At 32.8% G+C, this 5,863-nt stretch carries 3 protein-coding genes; 2 read left to right on the forward strand and 1 reads right to left on the reverse strand.

The window, feature by feature from the left end; genetic code table 11:
• The first annotated feature begins 235 nt into the window (after positions 1–235).
• Together GSY74_RS01010 and GSY74_RS01015 are read left to right on the forward strand one after the other, a co-directional pair.
• Positions 236–1,369, forward strand: coding sequence for a hypothetical protein (locus tag GSY74_RS01010; protein WP_164663237.1), 1,134 nt, complete (start codon positions 236–238; stop codon positions 1,367–1,369).
• The gene (locus GSY74_RS01015) at positions 1,366–2,907 is read left to right on the forward strand and encodes an ATP-binding protein (protein WP_164663238.1); all 1,542 of its coding nucleotides are present in this window, start codon (positions 1,366–1,368) and stop codon (positions 2,905–2,907) included. The genes GSY74_RS01010 and GSY74_RS01015 overlap by 4 nt, the downstream gene beginning before the upstream one ends.
• 25 nt (positions 2,908–2,932) lie before the next feature.
• Here GSY74_RS01015 and GSY74_RS01020 read toward each other — a convergent pair whose 3' ends face one another.
• The gene (locus tag GSY74_RS01020; RefSeq protein WP_164663239.1) at positions 2,933–5,695 is read right to left on the reverse strand and encodes a UvrD-helicase domain-containing protein; all 2,763 of its coding nucleotides are present in this window, start codon (positions 5,693–5,695) and stop codon (positions 2,933–2,935) included.
• Between the last annotated feature and the right edge of the window lie 168 nt (positions 5,696–5,863).

Below are 5,863 nucleotides of genomic sequence, written 5' to 3' on the forward strand. Positions count from 1 at the left end.
AGCCATCGGTTCCGTATATGCAATCTGCATTTTCGGAATCGGCGTGTTTACACCCGAACTATTTGGTTCAAAAAAAGCTTAATTCATTGGCATTGGGCTAAAGACAATGAGAGATATATAGATGCTGTTTGTGATGGGTTGGATTAGTAATAATATGATATAATAATAAAGCACAAAGAATGATTGAGATGAAAAAAAATGAGATACTAAACTTTATGTCTAAAGGCTATTATTAATGAGTGAATATCAATACTATGAGTTTCGGAAAATGGACTCTGCTCTAACAAGCAAAGAGAGAAAAGATGTCGCTTCACTTTCGAGTCGAGCTAATGTTACTTCTCATCAAGCTACATTTGTTTATCACTATGGAGACTTTAGTGGAAATGAAGAGGAGTTAATGGCAACACATTTTGATATGATGTTGTATGTGGCAAATTGGGGAGCACGGCGATTGATGTTTCGTCTTCCCTCTTCATTAATTGATATGAGCCAAATAGCTCCTTTTTGTATCTCTAGTGAGATTGGTCATTGGTTATCACAAGATAAACAACATATTATTTTAGATTTGGATTTTTCTAATGAAGATGAGTATGGTGATTGGATGGAGGGGGATGGGTTACTAGATGAGTTGACTGACCTAAGAGAAGAGTTGATTGGAGGAGATTTTCGTCTTCTATATCTTGCATGGTTAAAAGTTGCTCCAAAAGCTTTAGCAGAGGAGGATATAGATGAAGATAGCATGGAACCTCCTATTCCATCTGGCTTAAAAAATCTCTCTAATGCTCAAAAAGCTTATATGAAATTTTGGAATATTGATGAGGGGATGGTGGCCGTTGCTTCCAAAGAGAGTAAAGAGCAATCAAATAGAGCCATTGATATTGAATCATATATAGATAAACTCTCAGAAGATAAGAGAGATGAGTTTTTGATACGGTTGAGTCGTGGAGAAGAGAATCTGTCGGCTGTTTTCAATAGGTATCTTTATGAACTTGCTACAAAAGGGAAATCTGAAAACAGAGAAGAGACTACAGATAGAAGAACTATTTCGTCTATTATAGAGCTTTCAGAGGAGTGGCATAGAGAAAAGACAAAAAAAAGAAAAGAACAACAAGAATTTGCCCATAAAAATAAAATGGAGTTACTGGCTAAAAAGAGAAGCAGTATTTGGGATAAAGTTTATGACCTTATTGATGAGAAACAAACAAATGCTTATGATAAAGCTATTGAGCATCTAAAAGAACTTCAAGAGTTATCTGCCTATCAAGGAGAAGAATCACTATTTAAACAACAAATTGCAGAGATTCAATCTACTTATCCGAGACTACAAGGTCTATTGAGACGAATGAGAAGTGCTGGAGTGATAAGATGAAAAAGTTACCAATAGGAATCAGTACATTTTCTGAAATAATTGAGCAAAAATACCTATATATAGACAAAACCGAAATGGCTTACGATTTGATAGATAATTACAAATATTCATTTCTCTCTCGCCCAAGAAGATTTGGTAAGTCTCTGTTTATAGATACACTTCAAGAGATATTTGAGGGGAATAAAAAGCTTTTTGAGGGACTTCATATCCATGATAAATGGGATTGGGAAGATAAATATCCTGTGATTAAAATCTCTTGGGGTGGAGTGAGAAGCACCGATGAGTTAAAAAGAACGATTTTTGAGGTATTGAGATATAATCAAGAGAAATTAAATATTGAGTGTTCTGATATAGTAGATTATGCTATCTGTTTTAAGCAAATCATAGAAAAGACTTATGAAAAATATCAAAAACCTGTAATTATTCTTATAGATGAATATGATAAACCCATTCTTGATAATCTTGACCAAATGGAAGTAGCACAGGAGTGTAGAGAGATACTTAAAAGATTTTATACACAAATAAAAGAGAGTGACCGATATATCAAATTTGCTTTCTTGACAGGAGTTAGTAAGTTTACTAGGGCAAGTATATTTTCTGGTCTTAATAATCTACGAGACATATCTATGCTACCTCAATATGGTAATATTTGTGGATATACTCATCAAGATATAGAAACCACTTTTAAACCTTATTTAGAAGGTGTTGATTTAGAGGAATTAAGGGTTTGGTATGATGGTTATAACTTTTTAAAAGACAGAGTCTATAACCCCTTTGATATTTTACTTTTTATTGATAGTGGTCATGTCTATAAAAACTATTGGTTCAATACAGGAACACCAAGTTTTTTACTAAAACTATTTAAACAGAGAAATTATAATCTAGCAAAGTTTGAAAATCTAAAAGTAGAAGAGAGCATTCTTGATAGTTTTGATATAGAGAAAATCTCTCTTGAGACTGTTATGTTTCAAAGTGGCTATTTGACCATTAAAGAGGTTGTGCAGAGAAGAAGAAAAATAGAGTATATACTTGATTATCCCAACCTAGAGACGAAAATGAGCTTTAACTCTTATCTGCTTGATTATTTTATAGAGCAACATACTAAAAAGAGTGATGTTCAAAATGGATTAATAGATAAGCTAGAAGAGGGAGATTTAGATTCACTTGAAATAACTCTAAAATCTCTTTTTGCTTCAATTGCCTATCATAATTTTACAAAAAATGATATAGAAAAATATGAGGGCTTTTATGCTTCGGTTATCTATGCCTACTTTGCAGGGGCAGGGTTTGATAAGATTGTAGCAGAAGCTGTTACAAATGATGGACGAATTGATTTGTCTGTGTTTATTGATGACAAGGTTTATATTTTTGAGTTTAAAGTTAATCAATCAGGGGCTTTGGAGCAGATAAAAGATAAAAACTATCATCAACAGTATGAAGCTTTTTATAATGAGATTTATATTGTAGGGGTGGAGTTTGATAGTGAAAAGCGTAATGTTGTCACTTATGAGTGGGAGAGAGTTAAGGGGTGGTCTTGATACAACTCTCTCATTGTTATGGTTTTCAACTCCATATCTTCAACTTAGGATTCAAATCATAACAGCCACGACTTCTTCGTACAAATAGTTTTTTATTGTAGTAGTTATTGCTATCTATCTCATTCTTTGCTAAGATTGAGTTAATATAGTGCCGTTTTCTTCTGTAATCAGGCAAAATAGTTGATGGCATATCTTTAATATAGTGCATAAAATCATTCATATCAAGGCAATCATCAACTGAACCTTTAAATTCAACTACCATCTCTCGATAACTCTCCAATGTATCTTTGGTCATCTTCTCCTTTAGAGCAGTAAAATATATCAATAAAAAATACTCCATTGAATGAGGGTATATTTTTATCATTTTTCTATCAATTTGATATTTTATATATGGATATTGTAGTTTATCATAACTTATTGATAAACTGTTTTCAAATCTCTCTCTATCATCATCCACATTATGAAAAGAGTTATATTGAAAATATCTCTCTGACCAGTTGTCAACCAAATCAGTATAATGAAGTAAAGAGAGTTCAAATGCACCCAATCCTCTACAGTTTTTCAAATTTTTATCAATTCCCTCATCTAAAAAATAGTCCATAGTAGGAACATTACCACTCATAGCCCCTATCATCAAACCGTTTAGACCATCTTCATTGGAGTATGAAATAGAGTTATACTTTTGAGTATATTTTTTTATCTCTTTTAATTTTCCTTGTTTACAGAAGCTATGAAAATTTTTGAAATCCCTCTCTAATTCAGCTAAAAACTTATCAGCCTTTTTATATTTAAATTCACCTAGTTTTTGCAGTAAATCTCTATCTATATCTTGTTTGGCATAATCAAAAAGTCTATCTTTTACTTTTTTATTATAGAGTTTTTTATCAAAAGCCTCTTTTTTTAGAGCTTTCAATTCACCTTCACTCAAAATAATCTTGCTGGGTTGGTTTCGATTAAGCTCCTGTTCAATCGCCTCTGATTGCTCTAGCTTACCCTGCTTTTTGAGTTTTTGTGCCTCTTTTTTCCACTCCTCTTGGGTAGATTGCTTCACCTCTATTTTGACATTTTTCTGCTGTTCTACCAAATCTAACAACTCTAAAATCTTATGCTTTTTGTTGGATTCGATAATATATAAGTTCTCAATGGCTCGTGTAAATGCGACATAGAGAGAGTTGATATAAAATTTATAGACCTCCAGCTCTTTGTTTGATTTATCTTTAACCCTTGAAAACTCCAAGTCATGTTCCAAATCTTTTTGCTCAACCCCTTCACTAATGGTTCTAAACTCTTTATCGTTTGTAGTGATAAAGTTGACCAAGATAATATTCTCATACTCCAACCCCTTTGCCTCTTGGATAGAGAATATTAGAGGTGTCTTAAAATACTTTTTCACCTCTGCTTTTTGAGCATTATCCATAACCAATATGGCAAATTTTGTTGATTTCTGAATCTTCTTATTGAGCTCTTTTTTTAGTTTGTCACTATCTTTATAGAAGTTTACACTCCCCTCATGTTTAGAGATAGAGTTAATCAAATAGGTACTCTCTTTGTCTATAGAGCCAAAACGAAGATTTTTTATTTTTAGTAGATTATTGGATAGTTCTGTGATTTTTGGAGAGTTTCTATAGTTGGTCTGTAGCACTTTTAGGATATTGAGTTGTTTTTTGCTCGTCTTAAAAAGCATTGTCTTAAGATGAGACCAAGAGAAGAAATTAGGATGAACAATCTGATTTGAATCACCACTTAGAATAAATTGAAACCTCTTTTTCAGCGAAGAGAGAATCAAAAAGAGCTGTATATTGGTCAAGTCTTGAACCTCGTCAATAAATACAAAATCGTATCTCTTATCCACTTTTTTGAGGTAATAATGAGAGAGGATATTTATATCGTGGTAGTTATTCTCTTTTAAAAAGAGTAGATACTTCTCAAATAGTTCATAAATCTCCTCTCTCTGCGTTGAGGTAAAGATGGACTGTTTGACACCAAGCCCAAGGTAATCTTCTTGTGAGAGGTAGTTTTTATCTATCACTCCACCTGTTAGTACCCCTTTGAACTCCTCATAAACCTTATAACTCTCTTTGATGCTTATGCTCTGTTTGTGTCGCGTAAACCATCCATCAAACTCTCGAAAGCTAATCTCTTTGGTATCAGGAATCTCAATAGAGTCAATAAACTCATGAAACGAGAGGAAATCTATCTCTTGTGAATCTTTTGAAAAGTGGTTACTAAAATATATCTCTGTAGCATTATCCACAAGATAGGAGGAGAGAGAGGTATAGAGAATATTCCCATTTAACATCTTTAGCTTCTCTAAACTAAGAGCAGTCTTTCCACTACCTGCTGAACCGATAATAATAACAGGTGGAGGAAAATAGAGAATCTCATCTTGCGTCTCATCAAAAGAGATAACTTTGTCTAAAAAGTGAACGAGACTCTTGTCACTATTTAGATAGCTCATTGGAATCTTATCAGACTCCTCTACTTTTTGTATATCTATAATATCTTTTAGAGACGACTCATCAACCTTAACACCTTTTAGAAACTTTGATTTTTCATACTCATGGTTAAAGATTATCTCCAAAAGCAAAATATAACTTACCCCATCATAAGATACTATCTTGAAGAGAAGCCTATTTTCATAATCCAATTTAGCTCTAAAAAAGTCACTGTTGGCTATCTTTTTCACCTCTGCTGATTTGAAGTCATCTTTTTGCAGAAATTTAATAACCTTGTTGTACTGCTTAGTTACGCCCCTAGTCTCTATCTCGTTAAAATACAAAATATCCATGCTATTTACTTTTTAATGTAATTTTAGCATCTTTATTTTAATTGTTGTTTATTTTTGTTTTTTAGAGAGATAAGTACCTACCCAAAATTAATTTCAAAAAGATTGGAATCGATGGCTTTAGCCTCGCTATATTCGGGACTAAAGTCTCCGATTCCGAATGAATATAAT

Origin of the sequence: Sulfurovum sp. bin170 (assembly GCF_010892395.1) — a bacterium.
Lineage (GTDB): Bacteria > Campylobacterota > Campylobacteria > Campylobacterales > Sulfurovaceae > UBA1140.

Bases quoted from the DNA above. Each gene is read 5' to 3' on its own strand.
- GSY74_RS01010 (WP_164663237.1), top strand. From the start codon at position 236: ATGAGTGAATATCAATACTATGAGTTTCGGAAAATGGACTCTGCTCTA.
- GSY74_RS01015 (WP_164663238.1), top strand. From the start codon at position 1,366: ATGAAAAAGTTACCAATAGGAATCAGTACATTTTCTGAAATAATTGAG.
- GSY74_RS01020 (WP_164663239.1), bottom strand. From the start codon at position 5,695: ATGGATATTTTGTATTTTAACGAGATAGAGACTAGGGGCGTAACTAAG.